This is a genomic window from Kosakonia sp. MUSA4 (assembly GCF_013085925.1).
Lineage (GTDB): Bacteria > Pseudomonadota > Gammaproteobacteria > Enterobacterales > Enterobacteriaceae > Kosakonia > Kosakonia sacchari_B.
Map to the genome: position 1 here is coordinate 1,745,157 of NZ_CP025697.1, position 15,119 is coordinate 1,760,275.

General features: G+C 55.5%; 13 protein-coding genes. 7 read left to right on the forward strand and 6 right to left on the reverse strand.

Translation table 11 applies throughout. From position 1 onward, the window contains the following. Window positions 1-23: 23 nt before the first annotated feature. The 5 genes from ssuB to ssuE are packed head-to-tail and all read right to left on the reverse strand — an operon-like array spanning window position 24 to window position 4,262. Window positions 24-800 carry an aliphatic sulfonates ABC transporter ATP-binding protein gene (ssuB, locus tag C0557_RS08195; protein WP_208658107.1) on the reverse strand — a complete coding sequence of 259 codons (777 nt, stop codon included), beginning with the start codon at window positions 798-800 and terminating at the stop codon, window positions 24-26. Continuing rightward, a complete protein-coding gene (ssuC, locus tag C0557_RS08200; RefSeq protein WP_208658108.1) occupies window positions 797-1,585 on the reverse strand; it encodes an aliphatic sulfonate ABC transporter permease SsuC in 789 nt (262 codons plus the stop codon). Before ssuC ends, ssuB begins: the two co-directional genes overlap by 4 nt. A 7-nt stretch (window positions 1,586-1,592) precedes the next feature. Then, window positions 1,593-2,738 (reverse strand): FMNH2-dependent alkanesulfonate monooxygenase, encoded by a 1,146-nt coding sequence (gene ssuD, locus C0557_RS08205; protein WP_208658109.1) that lies wholly within the window; start codon window positions 2,736-2,738, stop codon window positions 1,593-1,595. Next, window positions 2,735-3,694 (reverse strand): sulfonate ABC transporter substrate-binding protein, encoded by a 960-nt coding sequence (locus tag C0557_RS08210; protein WP_208658110.1) that lies wholly within the window; start codon window positions 3,692-3,694, stop codon window positions 2,735-2,737. The genes ssuD and C0557_RS08210 overlap by 4 nt, the downstream gene beginning before the upstream one ends. Then, on the reverse strand, window positions 3,687-4,262 hold the full coding sequence (gene ssuE, locus C0557_RS08215) for an NADPH-dependent FMN reductase (protein ID WP_007374170.1): 576 nt from the start codon (window positions 4,260-4,262) through the stop codon (window positions 3,687-3,689). The genes C0557_RS08210 and ssuE overlap by 8 nt, the downstream gene beginning before the upstream one ends. Window positions 4,263-4,509: 247 nt before the next feature. Between ssuE and pyrD the strand changes: the two genes are divergently transcribed. Together pyrD and zapC are read left to right on the forward strand one after the other, a co-directional pair. Beyond that, window positions 4,510-5,520 (forward strand): quinone-dependent dihydroorotate dehydrogenase, encoded by a 1,011-nt coding sequence (pyrD, locus tag C0557_RS08220; RefSeq protein ID WP_007374172.1) that lies wholly within the window; start codon window positions 4,510-4,512, stop codon window positions 5,518-5,520. 166 nt (window positions 5,521-5,686) lie between these two features. Continuing rightward, window positions 5,687-6,229, forward strand: coding sequence for a cell division protein ZapC (zapC, locus tag C0557_RS08225; protein ID WP_074775653.1), 543 nt, complete (start codon window positions 5,687-5,689; stop codon window positions 6,227-6,229). Here zapC and C0557_RS08230 read toward each other — a convergent pair. Further along, complete coding sequence (locus C0557_RS08230; protein WP_208658111.1) at window positions 6,226-7,335, reverse strand: YcbX family protein; 1,110 nt, start codon at window positions 7,333-7,335, stop codon at window positions 6,226-6,228. The genes zapC and C0557_RS08230 overlap by 4 nt on opposite strands. Window positions 7,336-7,435: 100 nt before the next feature. On the opposite strand from C0557_RS08230, the gene rlmKL reads away from it, so the two are divergent. The 5 genes from rlmKL to pqiC are packed head-to-tail and all read left to right on the forward strand — an operon-like array spanning window position 7,436 to window position 14,943. Next, on the forward strand, window positions 7,436-9,544 hold the full coding sequence (gene rlmKL, locus C0557_RS08235; protein ID WP_208658112.1) for a bifunctional 23S rRNA (guanine(2069)-N(7))-methyltransferase RlmK/23S rRNA (guanine(2445)-N(2))-methyltransferase RlmL: 2,109 nt from the start codon (window positions 7,436-7,438) through the stop codon (window positions 9,542-9,544). 12 nt (window positions 9,545-9,556) lie between these two features. After that, the gene (locus C0557_RS08240; RefSeq protein ID WP_208658113.1) at window positions 9,557-11,464 is read left to right on the forward strand and encodes an ABC transporter ATP-binding protein; all 1,908 of its coding nucleotides are present in this window, start codon (window positions 9,557-9,559) and stop codon (window positions 11,462-11,464) included. An 11-nt stretch (window positions 11,465-11,475) separates the two neighbouring features. Beyond that, a complete protein-coding gene (gene pqiA, locus C0557_RS08245; RefSeq protein WP_208658114.1) occupies window positions 11,476-12,744 on the forward strand; it encodes a membrane integrity-associated transporter subunit PqiA in 1,269 nt (422 codons plus the stop codon). Then, complete coding sequence (pqiB, locus tag C0557_RS08250) at window positions 12,734-14,374, forward strand: intermembrane transport protein PqiB (protein ID WP_208658115.1); 1,641 nt, start codon at window positions 12,734-12,736, stop codon at window positions 14,372-14,374. Before pqiA ends, pqiB begins: the two co-directional genes overlap by 11 nt. Continuing rightward, complete coding sequence (pqiC, locus tag C0557_RS08255) at window positions 14,371-14,943, forward strand: membrane integrity-associated transporter subunit PqiC (RefSeq protein ID WP_208658116.1); 573 nt, start codon at window positions 14,371-14,373, stop codon at window positions 14,941-14,943. The genes pqiB and pqiC overlap by 4 nt, the downstream gene beginning before the upstream one ends. The last annotated feature ends 176 nt before the right edge of the window (window positions 14,944-15,119 follow it).

The window sequence follows — 15,119 nt, forward strand, 5'->3', positions numbered from 1 at the left end:
CGCGCCATCGGGCAACAAGCGGGTTAAGCGTGGCGAGTCCGGGGCAATGCAGTTAGTTCCGACTCGCCGCGTTTCATCACCCGGTTCAGTACCTCTTCTTCCAGTTCCGCCAGCCTTACCGATCCCAGCCGACGCGGGCGCGGCACATCGATGGTCAAATCGAGGCCGATTTTTCCTTCCTCTATTAATAACACCCGATCCGCCATCGCCACCGCTTCACTGACATCGTGCGTCACCAGCACCACGGTAAAACCATAGGTTTGCCACAGTTCGGTGATCAGCGCCTGCATCTCCAGCCGGGTTAAGGCATCCAGCGCGCCTAACGGTTCATCCAGCAATAGCAATCCAGGTTGATGCACCAGCGCGCGTGCCAGCGCGACGCGCTGTTTTTGCCCGCCGGAAAGGGCGGCAGGCCATTCACTGGCCCGTTGTTCCAGCCCCACCGACTGCAACGCTTGTTGTGCAGCTTCGCGCCAGCGGCCTTTCAACCCCAGCCCGACGTTATCAATCACCGATTTCCATGGCAGCAGACGCGCATCCTGAAACATCATGCGCGTGTCATGCTGAATTTCTGCAAGCGGTGTATTGCCGGCCAGCAACTCTCCGCCGTTCGGCGACTCCAGCCCGGCCAGCAGGCGCAGCAGAGTGCTTTTCCCGCCGCCGCTGCGTCCCACCACGGCAATAAACTGCCCGGCGGCGATATGCAAATCCAGCGCATTCAGCACCAGGTTATTGCCGTAACGTTTGCTGACGCCGTTAAGTAACAACGGGATCCCCTGATTCAGTCGGGCAGTGTTCATGCGGTGACCTCTTTGGTGTGGTAAGCGGGATGCCAGCGCAGCCACAGGCGTTCCAGCAGTTGTGCGCTGACATCTGCCAGTTTGCCAAGCAGGGCATAGAGAATAATGGCGACCACCACGACATCGGTTTGCAGGAACTCGCGGGCGTTCATCGCCAGATAACCGATCCCGGCGTTGGCGGAAATGGTTTCCGCCACAATTAATGTTAACCACATCAAACCGAGCGCAAAACGCACACCCACCATTATCGACGGTAGCGCGCCGGGCAGGATCACATGGATGAAAAGGCTAAAGCCCGAAAGGCCGTAGCTGCGCGCCATCTCCAGCAGACCCTGGTCAATATTACGGATGCCATGCCAGGTGTTGATATAGATGGGGAATAGCGTACCGAGCGCCACGAGGAATATTTTGGCGCTCTCGTCGATACCGAACCATAAAATCACCAGCGGGATCAGCGCCAGATGCGGCACATTACGCAGCATCTGAATGGACGTATCCAGCAGGCGCTCTCCCCAGCGCGACAGGCCGCTGATAAGCCCGAGCGTCAACCCAATCGAGCCGCCGATGGAAAAGCCAATCACCGCCCGCCACGAACTGATGGCCAGGTGCTGCCACAACTCGCCGCTGGCGCTCAGCGTCCAGAACGCTTTTACGACGCCTTCCGGTGAAGGCAGGATGCGCGTGGATAACCAGCCGGTAGAGGAGGCGATTTGCCAGACCACCACAAGCCCGGCAGGCAGCAGCCACGGAGCGAGATACAGTAACCACCTGTTTTGTTGAGCCATACAAACCTCAGCTTTGCGCCACTTTGCGGGGAATGAACTCATTTGCCACCGTTTCGCCCTGCAATTTCAATGGCTGTGGCTGCGGGATCTCCGGGATGGCGACATCGAGATGCGGGAACAGCAGTTCGCCCACCCGGTATGCCTCTTCAAGATGCGGATAGCCGGAGAGGATAAAACTGTCGATCCCCAGCGCGGCGTATTCATTAATCCGCGCGGCGACCGTCGGGCCATCGCCGACCAGCGCAGTTCCCGCGCCGCCGCGAACCAGGCCGACGCCCGCCCACAGGTTCGGGCTGATTTCCAGTTGATCGCGCTTACCGCCGTGTAGCGCCACCATGCGTTGCTGGCCGACGGAATCCTGACGCGCAAAAGCGGACTGCGCTTTGGCGATGGTCTCTTCATCAAGATGGGAAATTAGGCGATCCGCTGCCTGCCAGGCTTCGGCAGTGGTTTCACGAACGATGACATGCAGGCGAATACCAAACCGCACCTTACGGCCATGGGCTGCGGCTTTGGCGCGCACCTGGGCAATCTTCTCTTTTACCCGCTCAGGCGGTTCACCCCAGGTCAGATAGAGATCGACCTGTTCCGCAGCCAGATCCTGCGCCACATCCGAGGATCCGCCAAAGTAGAGCGGCGGACGTGGCTGCTGCACTGGCGGGAAAAAGAGTTTCGCCCCGCGAACATGAATATGCTTGCCTTCGTAATCCACCGTGTCACCCTCCAGCAGGCGGCGCCAGACATGGGTGAATTCGGACGAGACTTCATAGCGTTCGTTGTGATCGAGAAAGACGCCATCACCGGCCAGTTCCTGCGGATCGCTGCCTGTGACCAGGTTAAACAGCGCGCGGCCGTTGGAGAGCCTGTCCAGCGTTGCCGCCTGACGCGCCGCGACGGTTGGTGAGACCACGCTTGGACGCAGCGCCACCAGAAATTTTAACCGCTGAGTGACCGGGATCAGCGAGGCGGCCACCAGCCACGCATCTTCGCAGGAGCGGCCAGTAGGAATTAACACGCCGCTAAAACCCAGTCGGTCGGCAGCCTGCGCGATTTGCTGCAAATAGTTATGATCCACCGGGCGTGAGCCCTCGTCGGTGCCAAGATAGTGGCCGTCGCCGTGCGTCGGTAAAAACCAGAACAGATTCAGGCTCATGATTTCGCTCCTTCTTTAGTCGGTTGCCAGATACGGGTACGGATATCGACCTTCTTCGGCACCAGGTGGTTGTCATAAAAGAGATCGGCAGTTTGTTGCTGCAACGCCGCAGTGGCTTCATTAACAGGTGCGATTTTGGTTGGCGGGCGATGATCGAAATAGGTGGAAATCACCGCAGGCGGCAGCCCCATGGTTTTTGCCAGCAGCGCCACGCTTTCGTCGCGGTGGCTGATAGTTAACGCATCGGCTTCGCTAAAGGTATCCAGCACGCCCTGCAGGAATTCGCCGTTCTTTTCCGCATACGGACGAGCAGCTAAATAGAAGGAACCGGTCTGTTTGAGTGTGGTGCCGTCTTTCAGTACCCGCACGCCGCCCTGCAACAAGGCCGCAGAGTAGTAAGGATCCCAGATTGCCCACGCATCCACATTCCCTTGCTGGAAAGCCGCGCGCGCATCGGCAGGCGTCAGAAACACCGGTTGAATATCACTGAATTTCAGCCCGGCCTGTTGCAGAGCGCGCAGCAGCAAGTTATGGGAGCTGGAGCCTTTTTGGAACGCCACTTTATGTCCTTTCAGATCGGCCACCGTTTTGATTGGGCTGTTTTCCGCCACCAGAATCACTTCGGCTTTCGGTTTCGGCGGCTCTACCCCGACATACACCAGATCCGCGCCCGCTGCCTGCGCAAAGATGGGGGGAATATCGCCAGTGCTGCCAAGATCAATACTGCCGACATTAAGCGCTTCCAGCATCTGCGGACCTGCCGGAAATTCAACCCAGGAAATGTTGGTGTTCGGGTAGCGTTTTTCCAGCAGCTCATGGCTTTTCGCCAGCACCATACTGACGCTGCCTTTTTGGTAACCAATACGCAGCGCGTCCGGTGCGGGATCTGCGGCCTGCGCTAAAGCGGAAAACGACAGCAACCCGGCCAGTGCCAGCCAGGGGAAACGATTAAACATGAGCAATTCCTTGTGGGCGGTGAAAATCCGGTGCCTGAATCTCCCGGCGGTGCAGCGCCTGCCAGAAGGTTTCCAGCGCGTTATCAAGGCGCATTTGCAGGTTCGGTGTCAGGCTGGGTTTGTGCTGGTAATCCAGCACCTGGGTATCGTCGGCAAACACGCCGTGCAGGATCTCTTGCGCTTTCAGGGCGCTGAGAACCGGTTTCAGGGCATAATCCACCGCCAGCATGTGCGCCACGGTGCCGCCGGTTGCTAATGGCAATACGACTTTGCCTTCCAGCGCCCGCTCAGGGAGCAGATCAAGCAGGGCTTTTAGCGCTCCGGCATAAGCCGCTTTGTAAACAGGCGTGGCGACAATCAGTCCGTCTGCTTCTTTTAGTTGTTCAATAAAGGTTTGCAGGGCAGGGCTATCGAAACGCGCATAGATGAGGTCTTCCGGCGCAAAGTTTTGCAGGTGCCAATGGCAGACTTCGACGTCTTGCGCGTTGAGGCGCTCGCGGGCATATTCCAGCAGCGCGCTGGAGCGGGAGGGAAAGCGTGGGCTTCCCGCCAGGGTGACAACTCTCATAATCGCTCCTTATAACTAATTGTTTGCTTTTAGATAACATTCATAACAATTCCCTCCAGTGTGGCAGAGGCGATTTATTCCACTAAATGATTTATTCGAAGAAAAATTGCTAAAAAATGCATAAAGCAAAACGAGGAGAGAAAACGATTGCGTCGGATGCGCTTTTTTTGCCGCAGGTCAATTCCCTTTCGCGGCACTTTCACCGATAATACGCCCCCGGTTTGCACCCGGGAATTCAGGAGAGTTCATGTACTACCCTTTCGTTCGTAAAGCCCTTTTTCAGCTCGATCCAGAGCGCGCCCATGAATTGACCTTCCAGCAGTTGCGCCGTATTACCGGAACGCCTTTTGAGGCGCTGGTTCGTCAGCGCGTGCCGGAAAAACCTGTGCAGTGCATGGGACTGACGTTTAAGAACCCGCTGGGGTTGGCGGCCGGGCTGGATAAAAACGGTGAATGCATTGATGCGCTGGGGGCAATGGGTTTTGGCTCCATTGAGATCGGTACCGTTACGCCTCGCCCACAGCCGGGAAATGACAAGCCGAGGATCTTCCGCCTGGTGGATGCTGAAGGTCTGATCAACCGCATGGGGTTTAATAATCTTGGCGTGGATAACCTGGTCGAGAACGTCAAAAAATCGCATTTTGACGGCGTACTGGGCATCAATATCGGTAAAAATAAAGATACGCCGGTCGAGCAGGGGAAAGATGACTATCTGATTTGCATGGAAAAAGTCTATGCCTATGCCGGTTATATCGCCATTAATATTTCCTCACCGAATACCCCAGGTTTACGCACGCTGCAATATGGCGAAGCGCTGGACGATCTTTTAACGGCGATTAAAAATAAGCAGAACGATCTGCAAAATATCCACCATAAATATGTTCCGGTGGCGGTGAAGATCGCGCCCGATCTTTCTGAAGAAGAATTGATCCAGGTGGCCGACAGTTTAGTTCGCCACAATATTGATGGCGTTATTGCCACCAATACCACGCTGGAAAGATCGCTGGTGCAGGGAATGAAACACTGCGATGAAACCGGTGGTTTAAGTGGACGTCCGCTGCAATTAAAAAGCACGGAAATAATCCGTCGCCTGTCGCAGGAATTAAATGGTCGTTTGCCAATTATCGGCGTCGGCGGCATTGACTCAGTGATTGCAGCCCGTGAGAAGATCGCTGCGGGTGCGTCTATCGTGCAAATTTATTCCGGCTTTATTTTTAAAGGCCCGCCGCTGATTAAAGAAATCGTCACCCATATCTAATCTTTTTTTGTCAGTATGTATCCAGGGCTTTATTTCCGGCCCTGGTTGTTTTATATTCCCTCATTGTTGCTAATTTGTACATTGTGGTCTTTTATTATTAGAGCAATAAACGAGACGGCGACAGGATAAAAAAGCGACAGGCAGTTTAAGGGGAGGGGAGAGAACAATGCGAATTAAACCTGATGATAATTGGCGCTGGTATTTTGATGACGAGCACGATCGTATGATGCTCGATTTAGCCAATGGTATGTTATTTCGCTCCCGCTTTGCCCGAAAAATGCTGACGCCGGATGCATTTTCACCCTCCGGTTTTTGTGTTGATGACGCTGCTTTATATTTCTCGTTTGAGGAAAAATGCCGCAACCTCGATCTCTCTAATGAGCAGCGTGCGGAACTGGTGCTTAATGCGCTCGTCGCTATTCGCTTCCTGAAACCGCAAATGCCGAAAAGCTGGCACTTTATGACCCACGATACGCTCTGGTCGCCAGCAACTGGTGAAGGTGCCTGTGTCTGGCTGAGCGACACCCAGCAGTGCGTAAACCTGCTGGTGGTTGAGCCGGGCGAAAATGCCGCGCTGTGCCTGCTGGCGCAACCCGGTGTGGTGATTGCCGGGCGCACGATGCAACTGGGTGATGCAATTAAGGTAATGAACGATCGCCTGAAACCCCAGCTTCACTCCGAGAGTCTCCGTTTCGAACAGGCGGTTTAAGCCTCCAGTCGCAGTGCCGTTTTCGGAATACAACTGCAGCAGAGGATGGCGCCGTCCTGCCTGATAGCCGATTTTTTCATCGCGCTCACTTCACCTTCAACCAGCTTGATCTGGCAACAACCACACACGCCTGCGCGGCAGGAATAGGGTACGCGGATCCCCTGGTTCTCCAGTTGCTCCAGCAGCACCTGCTGATTGTTGCCAATAAATGTTTGCCCCTGCCAGCTGATCTCTACTGTTCCCGCCGCCTGAACTTCCGGTTGCAGCGCTTCTGCAACGGCGCCCGCGCCGTAAATTTTTGCAGGTGCGGTCGCCAGCACGGCCACTTCGTCGCCCACGCGGATGACGCCGCTGTTGCGTGCAATCAGGTTCTGCCCGAAATCGACTGCACCGTTATCCTGCGCGGTACGAAAACCTTGCAGCGTGGCTAACGGTTCGCCGGTCGGGTGTTTTTGCCCACGCTCCGGGCTGACGGTGGTAAACACGCAGCGGCTACACGGTTTAACCACATCAAACACCACATCGCCGATACGCACGACTTTCCAGCTATCCTCTTCCCACGCTTGCGCGCCGGTCACCACCAGGTTGGGGCGAAACTGCTCCATCTTCACGCTGGCCGGGCAGCGGTTTTGCAAATCACGCAGCGAGGCTTCGTTGGTCAACAAATAAGGGAAACCATCGGCAAACGAGAGCGGCACATCTTCATAACGCTTAACGCGACGGGTTAATTCCGGGCCGACCCAGCGCAATTGCACTTCACGGGCGAAAAAGCCGCTGAGCCAGCGATTAATCTCATCCGGTGCTATTAGCGCGGTAAAATGGTTGCCCCACACTTCCGTTGGCGCGCCGTCAGGCGCAAAATCGGTAAAACGAATTATCGCGCTACTGCCGTCCGGTGCGGTCAGATGCAGGCCATCGGTTAATGGCGATGGCGTAAAGCGCACCATCTGCGGGTACTGACGCGCGGTAATAAAAGTGCCATCGGGCTGAGTGACCATAAAAATACGGTCAAAAGCAAAGCCGCTGGCATCGGCAAGCGCATGCGTCAGCCCAATACCGCGCATGGATTTCACCGGATGGATAAAGAGACGCGAAATCGTTGGCACGTCCTGCTCCCTGTAAGTCGAAAATAAGCCCTCAACTTTATGACATGACCGCCAGATTAGCTATAATGCGCAACAATTTTCGTTGAGTATAAGTGACATTATGATTTCTCTGTTTGCCAGTACGGCCCGCGGGCTGGAAGAGCTGTTAAAAACTGAACTGGAAAAACTCGGCGCGCAGGAGTGCCGCGTGGTTCAGGGTGGTGTCCATTTTGAAGGTGACACGCGGCTTCTGTACCAGAGCCTGATGTGGAGTCGCCTGGCTTCGCGCATTATGCTGCCGCTCGGGGAGTGCAAGGTTTATAGCGATCTTGACCTTTACCTCGGCGTGCAGGCGATCAACTGGACAGAGATTTTCAATCCTGGCGCGACGTTCGCCGTGCACTTTAGCGGCCTGAATGATGAGATCCGCAACAGCCAGTACGGCGCGCTGAAAGTGAAAGACGCTATCGTTGACAGCTTCACCCGCAAAAACCTGCCGCGCCCGAACGTTGAGCGTGAACAGCCGGATCTGCGCATCAACGTCTGGCTGAATCAGGAGACGGCGAACATCTCCCTCGATTTGAGCGGTGAAGGTCTGCACCTGCGTGGTTACCGCGATCGTACCGGTATCGCGCCGATCAAAGAGAACCTGGCGGCAGCCATTGTGATGCGCTCCGGCTGGCAGCCGGGCACACCGCTGCTCGATCCTATGTGCGGTTCCGGCACGCTGCTGATCGAAGCGGCCATGGCCGCAACCGATCGCGCGCCGGGTTTGCATCGCGGTCACTGGGGTTTTGGCGGCTGGGCGCAGCATGATGAAGCACTGTGGAAAGAGGTGAAAGCGGAAGCGCAAACGCGCGCACGGCAGGGGCTGGCGGGTTATGAATCTCGTTTTTATGGCTCCGATAATGATGCGCGCGTCATTGAACTTGCCCGCAGCAACGCCCGCCGCGCCGGGATCGGCGAGCTGGTGACCTTTGAAGTTAAAGATGTCGCCCAGCTCAGCAACCCGCTGCCGAAAGGCCCGTACGGTACGGTGATCAGTAACCCGCCGTACGGTGAACGTCTGGAGAGCGAACCGGCGCTGATCGCGCTGCATAGCCTGCTGGGCCGTTTGCTGAAAGCGCAGTTCGGCGGCTGGCAGCTGTCGCTGTTCAGCGCCTCTGTCGATCTGCTTAACTGCCTGCAACTGCGTGCTGAGCGCCAGTTTAAAGCCAAGAACGGTCCGCTGGATTGCGTACAGAAAAACTATCATCTGGCGGAAAATACCGGCGAAGCGAAAGCGCCAGCAATGGCGGAAGACTACGCTAACCGTCTGCGCAAAAACGTTAAGAAACTGGAGAAATGGGCGCGCCAGGAGGGCATTGAATGCTATCGCCTGTACGACGCCGATCTGCCGGATTACAACGTGGCGGTCGATCGCTATGCCGACTGGGTAGTGGTGCAGGAGTATGCCGCGCCGAAAACTATCGATGCGCAAAAAGCGCGCCAGCGCCTGTTTGATATTATCGCCGCTACTATCCAGGTGCTGGGTATCGCGCCGAACAAGCTGGTGCTGAAAACCCGCGAGCGGCAGAAGGGCACCAATCAGTATCAGAAAATGAACGAGAAGGGCGACTTTATGGAGGTGAGCGAGTATAACGCACGCCTGTGGGTCAACCTGACGGACTATCTGGATACCGGCCTGTTCCTCGACCACCGTATTGCTCGCCGTATGCTGGGGCAGATGAGCAAGGGTAAAGATTTCCTCAATCTCTTCTCTTACACCGGCAGCGCCAGCGTGCATGCCGGGCTGGGCGGCGCGCGTTCCACCACCACGGTGGATATGTCGCGCACTTATCTGGAGTGGGCCGAGCGTAACCTGCGCCTTAACGGCCTGAGCGGCCGCGCACATCGCCTGATTCAGGCCGATTGTTTGAGCTGGCTGCGCGAGGCCGATGAGCAGTTTGATCTGATCTTTATCGATCCGCCGACCTTCTCCAACTCCAAACGTATGGAAGACTCTTTTGATGTGCAGCGCGATCATATGCGTCTGCTGCAGGATCTGAAACGCCTGCTGCGCAAAGGCGGCACCATTATGTTTTCCAATAACAAACGCGGTTTCCGTATGGATCTCGACGGGCTGGCGAAACTGGGTCTGCAGGCACAAGAAATTACCCAAAAAACGCAGTCGCAGGATTTTGCCCGCAACCGTCAAATCCACAACTGCTGGCTGATTACCGCAGCCTGAAAGGATAAATAAATGTCATTAATCAGTATGCATGGCGCGTGGCTGTCGTTCAGCGATGCGCCGCTTCTCGATAATGCTGAACTGCATATCGAAGAAAATGAACGCGTCTGTCTGGTTGGCCGTAACGGCGCAGGTAAATCGACGCTGATGAAGATCCTCAACCGCGAACAGGGGCTGGATGATGGCCGCATTGTTTACGAACAGGATCTGATTGTTTCGCGTCTACAGCAGGACCCGCCGCGTAATGTCACCGGTAGCGTCTATGACTTCGTTGCGGAAGGTATTTCTGAACAGGCTGAGTATCTGAAGCGTTATCACGAAATCTCCCATCTGGTGATGACCGACCCGAGTGATAAAAATCTCAACGAACTGGCGAAAGTGCAGGAGATGCTGGATCACCACGGCCTGTGGCAGCTGGAAGACCGTATCAATGAGGTGCTGGGGCAACTCGGTCTGGAGCCGGATATGGAGCTGTCGGCGTTATCTGGTGGCTGGCTGCGTAAAGCGGCGCTGGGCCGTGCGTTGGTCAGCGGGCCTAAAGTACTGCTGCTGGACGAACCGACGAACCACCTGGATATTGAAGCGATCGACTGGCTGGAAGGCTTCCTGAAAACCTTTAGCGGCACCATTATCTTCATCTCGCACGACCGTTCGTTTATCCGCAATATGGCGACGCGCATTGTCGATCTCGATCGCGGCAAGCTGGTTACCTATCCTGGTGATTACGATACCTACCTGCTGGAGAAAGAAGAGAACCTTCGCGTCGAAGAGCTGCAAAATGCTGAGTTCGACCGCAAACTGGCGCAGGAAGAAGTGTGGATCCGTCAGGGGATTAAAGCGCGCCGTACCCGTAACGAAGGCCGCGTCCGTGCGCTGAAAGCGATGCGTCGCGAGCGCAGTGACCGCCGTGAAGTGATGGGTAGCGCGAAGATGCAGGTCGAAGAGGCTTCACGCTCCGGCAAAATCGTCTTTGAGATAGAAAACGTTAATTATGGCGTGGAGGGCAAAGTGCTGGTGCGCGACTTCTCCACGCAGGTTCAGCGCGGCGATAAAATTGCGCTGATTGGCCCGAACGGCTGCGGTAAAACCACCTTGCTGAAGCTGATGCTGGATCAACTGAAAGCCGACAGCGGCCGCGTGCACGTTGGTACCAAGCTGGAAGTGGCGTACTTCGATCAGCACCGTGCTGAACTTGATCCGGATAAAACGGTGATGGACAACCTGGCTGAAGGCAAGCAGGAAGTGCTGGTGAACGGCAAGCCGCGCCATATTCTGGGCTATCTGCAGGACTTCTTGTTCCATCCGAAACGGGCGATGACGCCGGTACGTGCGCTCTCCGGTGGGGAACGCAACCGTCTGTTACTGGCGCGTTTGTTCCTGAAACCCAGCAACCTGTTGATTCTCGATGAACCGACCAACGACCTGGATGTGGAAACGCTGGAGCTGCTGGAAGAGCTGATTGATAGTTATCAGGGCACTGTTCTGTTGGTGAGCCACGATCGTCAGTTTGTGGATAATACCGTGACTGAATGCTGGATTTTCGAAGGCGAAGGCCGGATTGGGCAGTATGTCGGCGGTTATCACGATGCCCGTGGTCAGCAAGCGGCTTCGCAGGCCTTTAAACAGGCGGCAGCGACGAAAACGGTGGAAGTTCCAGTAACCAAAGCAGAAAGTGTTAAACGCGGCAGTAACAAACTAAGCTATAACCTGCAACGAGAACTGGAACAGCTGCCGCAAAAGCTGGAACAACTGGAAGCGGAACTGGGTGATTTGCAGGCGCAGGTCGCCGATGCCAGCTTCTTTAGCCAGCCACACGATCATACGCAAAAAGTCTTAGCTGATATGGCTGCGGCGGAACAGGCGCTGGAAGAGGCGTTTGAACGCTGGGAGTATCTGGAGGCTTTGAAAAACGGCGCATAAAGGGAGTCTGTATGTGTGAACACCACCACGCCACACGGCACATTCTTTGTTCGCAATGTGACATGCTGGTGGCGCTGCCGCAGTTGCAGCATGGTCATAAAGCGACTTGTCCGCGCTGTGGTACAACACTGACAACCGAATGGGACGCGCCCCGGCAGCGTCCCACAGCTTATGCCATCGTGGCGTTGTTCATGCTGCTGCTCGCCAACCTTTTTCCCTTCGTCAATATGCAGGTCGCCGGTGTCGCCAGCGAGGTCACACTGCTGGAAATCCCCGGCGTGCTCTTTTCTGAAGATTACGCCAGCCTCGGCACTTTCTTCCTGCTGTTCGTACAACTGGTTCCGGCCTTCTGCCTGGTGACTATCCTGCTACTGGTGAATCGTGTGCCGATGGACTTTCGCCTTCGCGTCAATCTGGCGCGGGTGTTATTCCACTTAAAAAGCTGGGGAATGGCGGAGATCTTCCTCGCAGGCGTGCTGGTGAGTTTTGTTAAGCTGATGGCCTATGGCGATATTGGCATTGGCAGCAGTTTTATTCCCTGGTGTCTGTTCTGTTTGTTGCAATTGCGCGCTTTCCAGTGCGTTGATCGTCACTGGTTGTGGGATGACATTGCGCCAGCGCCGCAGCCGCAACAGGCATTGCGCGTTGGTGTGCCGGGGATCCGTCAGGGGCTGCGTTCCTGCTCCTGCTGTACGGCGATTGTCGCGATCGATCAACCCGTTTGTCCGCGCTGCCACACACGCGGACACGCCCGGCGACGCAACAGTATTCAGTGGACGCTGGCGCTGTTGATGACCGCGGTGATGCTCTATCTGCCCGCCAATATTCTGCCGATCATGGTGACCGAACTGCTGGGCGATAACACGCCATCGACCATTCTCTCCGGAGTGATTTTTCTGTGGAGCGAGGGTTCTTACCCGGTGGCGCTGGTGATTTTTATCGCCAGTATTATGGTGCCGACGCTGAAAATGATAGGCATTGCCTGGCTCTGTATTGATGCAAAAGGCCATGGCCGACGAGACTGCGAGCGGATGCACTTTATTTATGAAGTGGTGGAGTTTGTCGGGCGCTGGTCAATGATTGACGTGTTTGTGATTGCCGTACTCTCCGCGCTGGTGCGGATGGGCGGGCTGATGAATATTTATCCTGCGATGGGTGCGCTGATGTTTGCGCTGGTCGTTATTATCACGATGTTTGCGGCAATGACTTTCGATCCGCGCTTGAGCTGGGATCGTGAGCCACAAACGCACCATGAGGAGTCGTTAGAGCATGGAGAATAAGAGTGGGGAAGCCAACGTGCAAAAGGTGAGAAACTGGGCGCCGGTGTGGATTTTCCCGATTGTTACGGCGCTGATCGGCGCATGGATCCTGTTTTATCATTACAGCCACCAGGGGCCGGAGGTGACACTGATCACCACCAATGCCGAGGGAATTGTCGGCGGTAAGACCACCATCAAGAGCCGCAGCGTTGATGTCGGCGTGGTGGAAAGCACAACGCTGACTGACGATTTAACCCATGTGGAAATCAAGGCACGGCTTAACTCCGGGATGGAAAAGTTGCTGCATGACGACTCTGTTTTCTGGGTTGTGAAACCGCAGATCGGCCGTGAAGGGATTAGCGGCCTGGGCACGCTGCTTTCGGGTGCTTATATCGAACTGCAGCCGGGCGCAAAAGGCAGCGCGCCGGAGCGTTATAACTTGCTCGATTCCCCGCCGCTGGCGCCGCCTGACGCCAAAGGCATCCGCGTGATCCTCGACAGCAGCAAAGCCGGGCAACTGAGTCCCGGCGATCCGGTACTGTTCCGTGGTTATCGCGTCGGTTCGGTTGAGGCCAGCACGTTCGATACGCAAAAACGCACGATGAGTTATCAGTTGTTTATTAATGCGCCGAACGATCGGCTGGTGACCAGCAATGTGCGTTTCTGGAAAGACAGCGGCATTGCCGTTGATTTGACCTCCGCCGGGATGCGCGTGGAGATGGGCTCGCTGGCCACGCTGTTTGGCGGCGGCGTCAGTTTTGACGTTCCGGAAGGTGTGGATCTTGGTCAGCCTGTGGCCGAGAACGCCGCTTTCACGCTGTATGACGATCAGCGCAGCATTCAGGAGTCGCTCTATACCGCTCACATTGACTATCTGATGTTCTTCAAAGATTCGATTCGTGGCCTGCAACCTGGCGCGCCGGTTGAATTCCGCGGCATTCGTCTGGGCACGGTAAGTAGGGTGCCGTTCTTCACTACCGGCATGCGTCAGGCGCTGAATGATGATTACCGCATTCCTGTGCTGGTCCGTATTGAACCGGGGCGTTTGATTAATGAACTGGGCGAAGATCCCGACGTGAGCGCGCGTCTGAATGAACTGCTCAAACACGGCCTGCGCGCTTCGTTGAAGACCGGGAATATTATTACTGGCGCACTGTATGTCGATCTCGACTTCTACAACAATGTACCTGCCGTAAGTGGCATGCGGGAGTTTGCGGGCTACCAGATCATTCCAACCGTGAGCGGCGGACTGGCGCAAATCCAGCAGCGTCTGATGGATACGCTGGATAAGATCAACAATCTGCCGTTGAATCCGATGATCCAGCAGGCGACGTCAACGCTTTCTGAAAGTCAGCAGACGCTTAAACGTCTGCAAACGACGCTGGATAATCTCAACAAGCTGACGGCCAGCCAGTCGATGCAACAGCTTCCGGCGGATATGCAGTCTACGCTGCGTGAACTGAATCGCAGCATGCAGGGCTTCCAGCCTGGCTCTGCTGCCTATAACAAGATGGTGGCGGATATGCAGCGCCTGGATCAGGTACTGCGGGAATTGCAACCGGTGCTGAAAACACTCAACGACAAGAGCAATGCGCTGGTATTCGAAGCGAAAGGGAAAGACGATCCGCAGCCGAAGAGGGCGAAACAATGAAAAAGAGCGCGCTAATAATTGTGGCGCTGTTGCTGACGGCATGTAGCAGCAGCGGTGACAATAAGAGTTATTACCAGTTACCGTCGCCGCCGCAAACGGCTGTACAGGCCAGCACCGGGCAGAGCCAGGGCAATCGTCAGTTATGGGTCGAGCAGGTTTCAGTGCCGGATTACCTGGCGGGTAACGGTGTAGTGTATCAAACCACGGATGTGCAATATGTTATTGCGAATAACAATCTGTGGGCCAGCCCGCTTGACCAGCAGCTGCGCAATACGCTGGTCGCTAATCTGAGCAATCAGTTGCCGGGTTGGGTTGTGGCATCGCAGCCGCTGGGCAGTGAGCAGGACACGCTGAATGTTACGGTGACCGGTTTTCACGGGCGTTATGATGGTCGCGTTATCGTCAGCGGCGAGTGGTTGCTCAAACACCAGGGGCAACTGATTAAGCGACCGTTCCATATTGAGCTCAAGCAGCAGCAAGACGGGTATGACGAAATGGTGAAAATGTTGGCTCAAGGCTGGCAGCAGGAGGCGGCGAGTATTGCGGCACAGTTAAATCGTCTGCCATAAGAAAATTTAATCAAAAATGAACCGTCATGGCTAAAAACCGTGGCGGTTTTTTTTTGTCAGGATGCTCCGTACATTAGTTGTGCTGGCTCACATTTTTTGTACAAATGAATTTCCGGGTAGCTCACATTTATGACACTGGCGTGAATTTTGCGCATTGACGACAACGTCTATTCAAG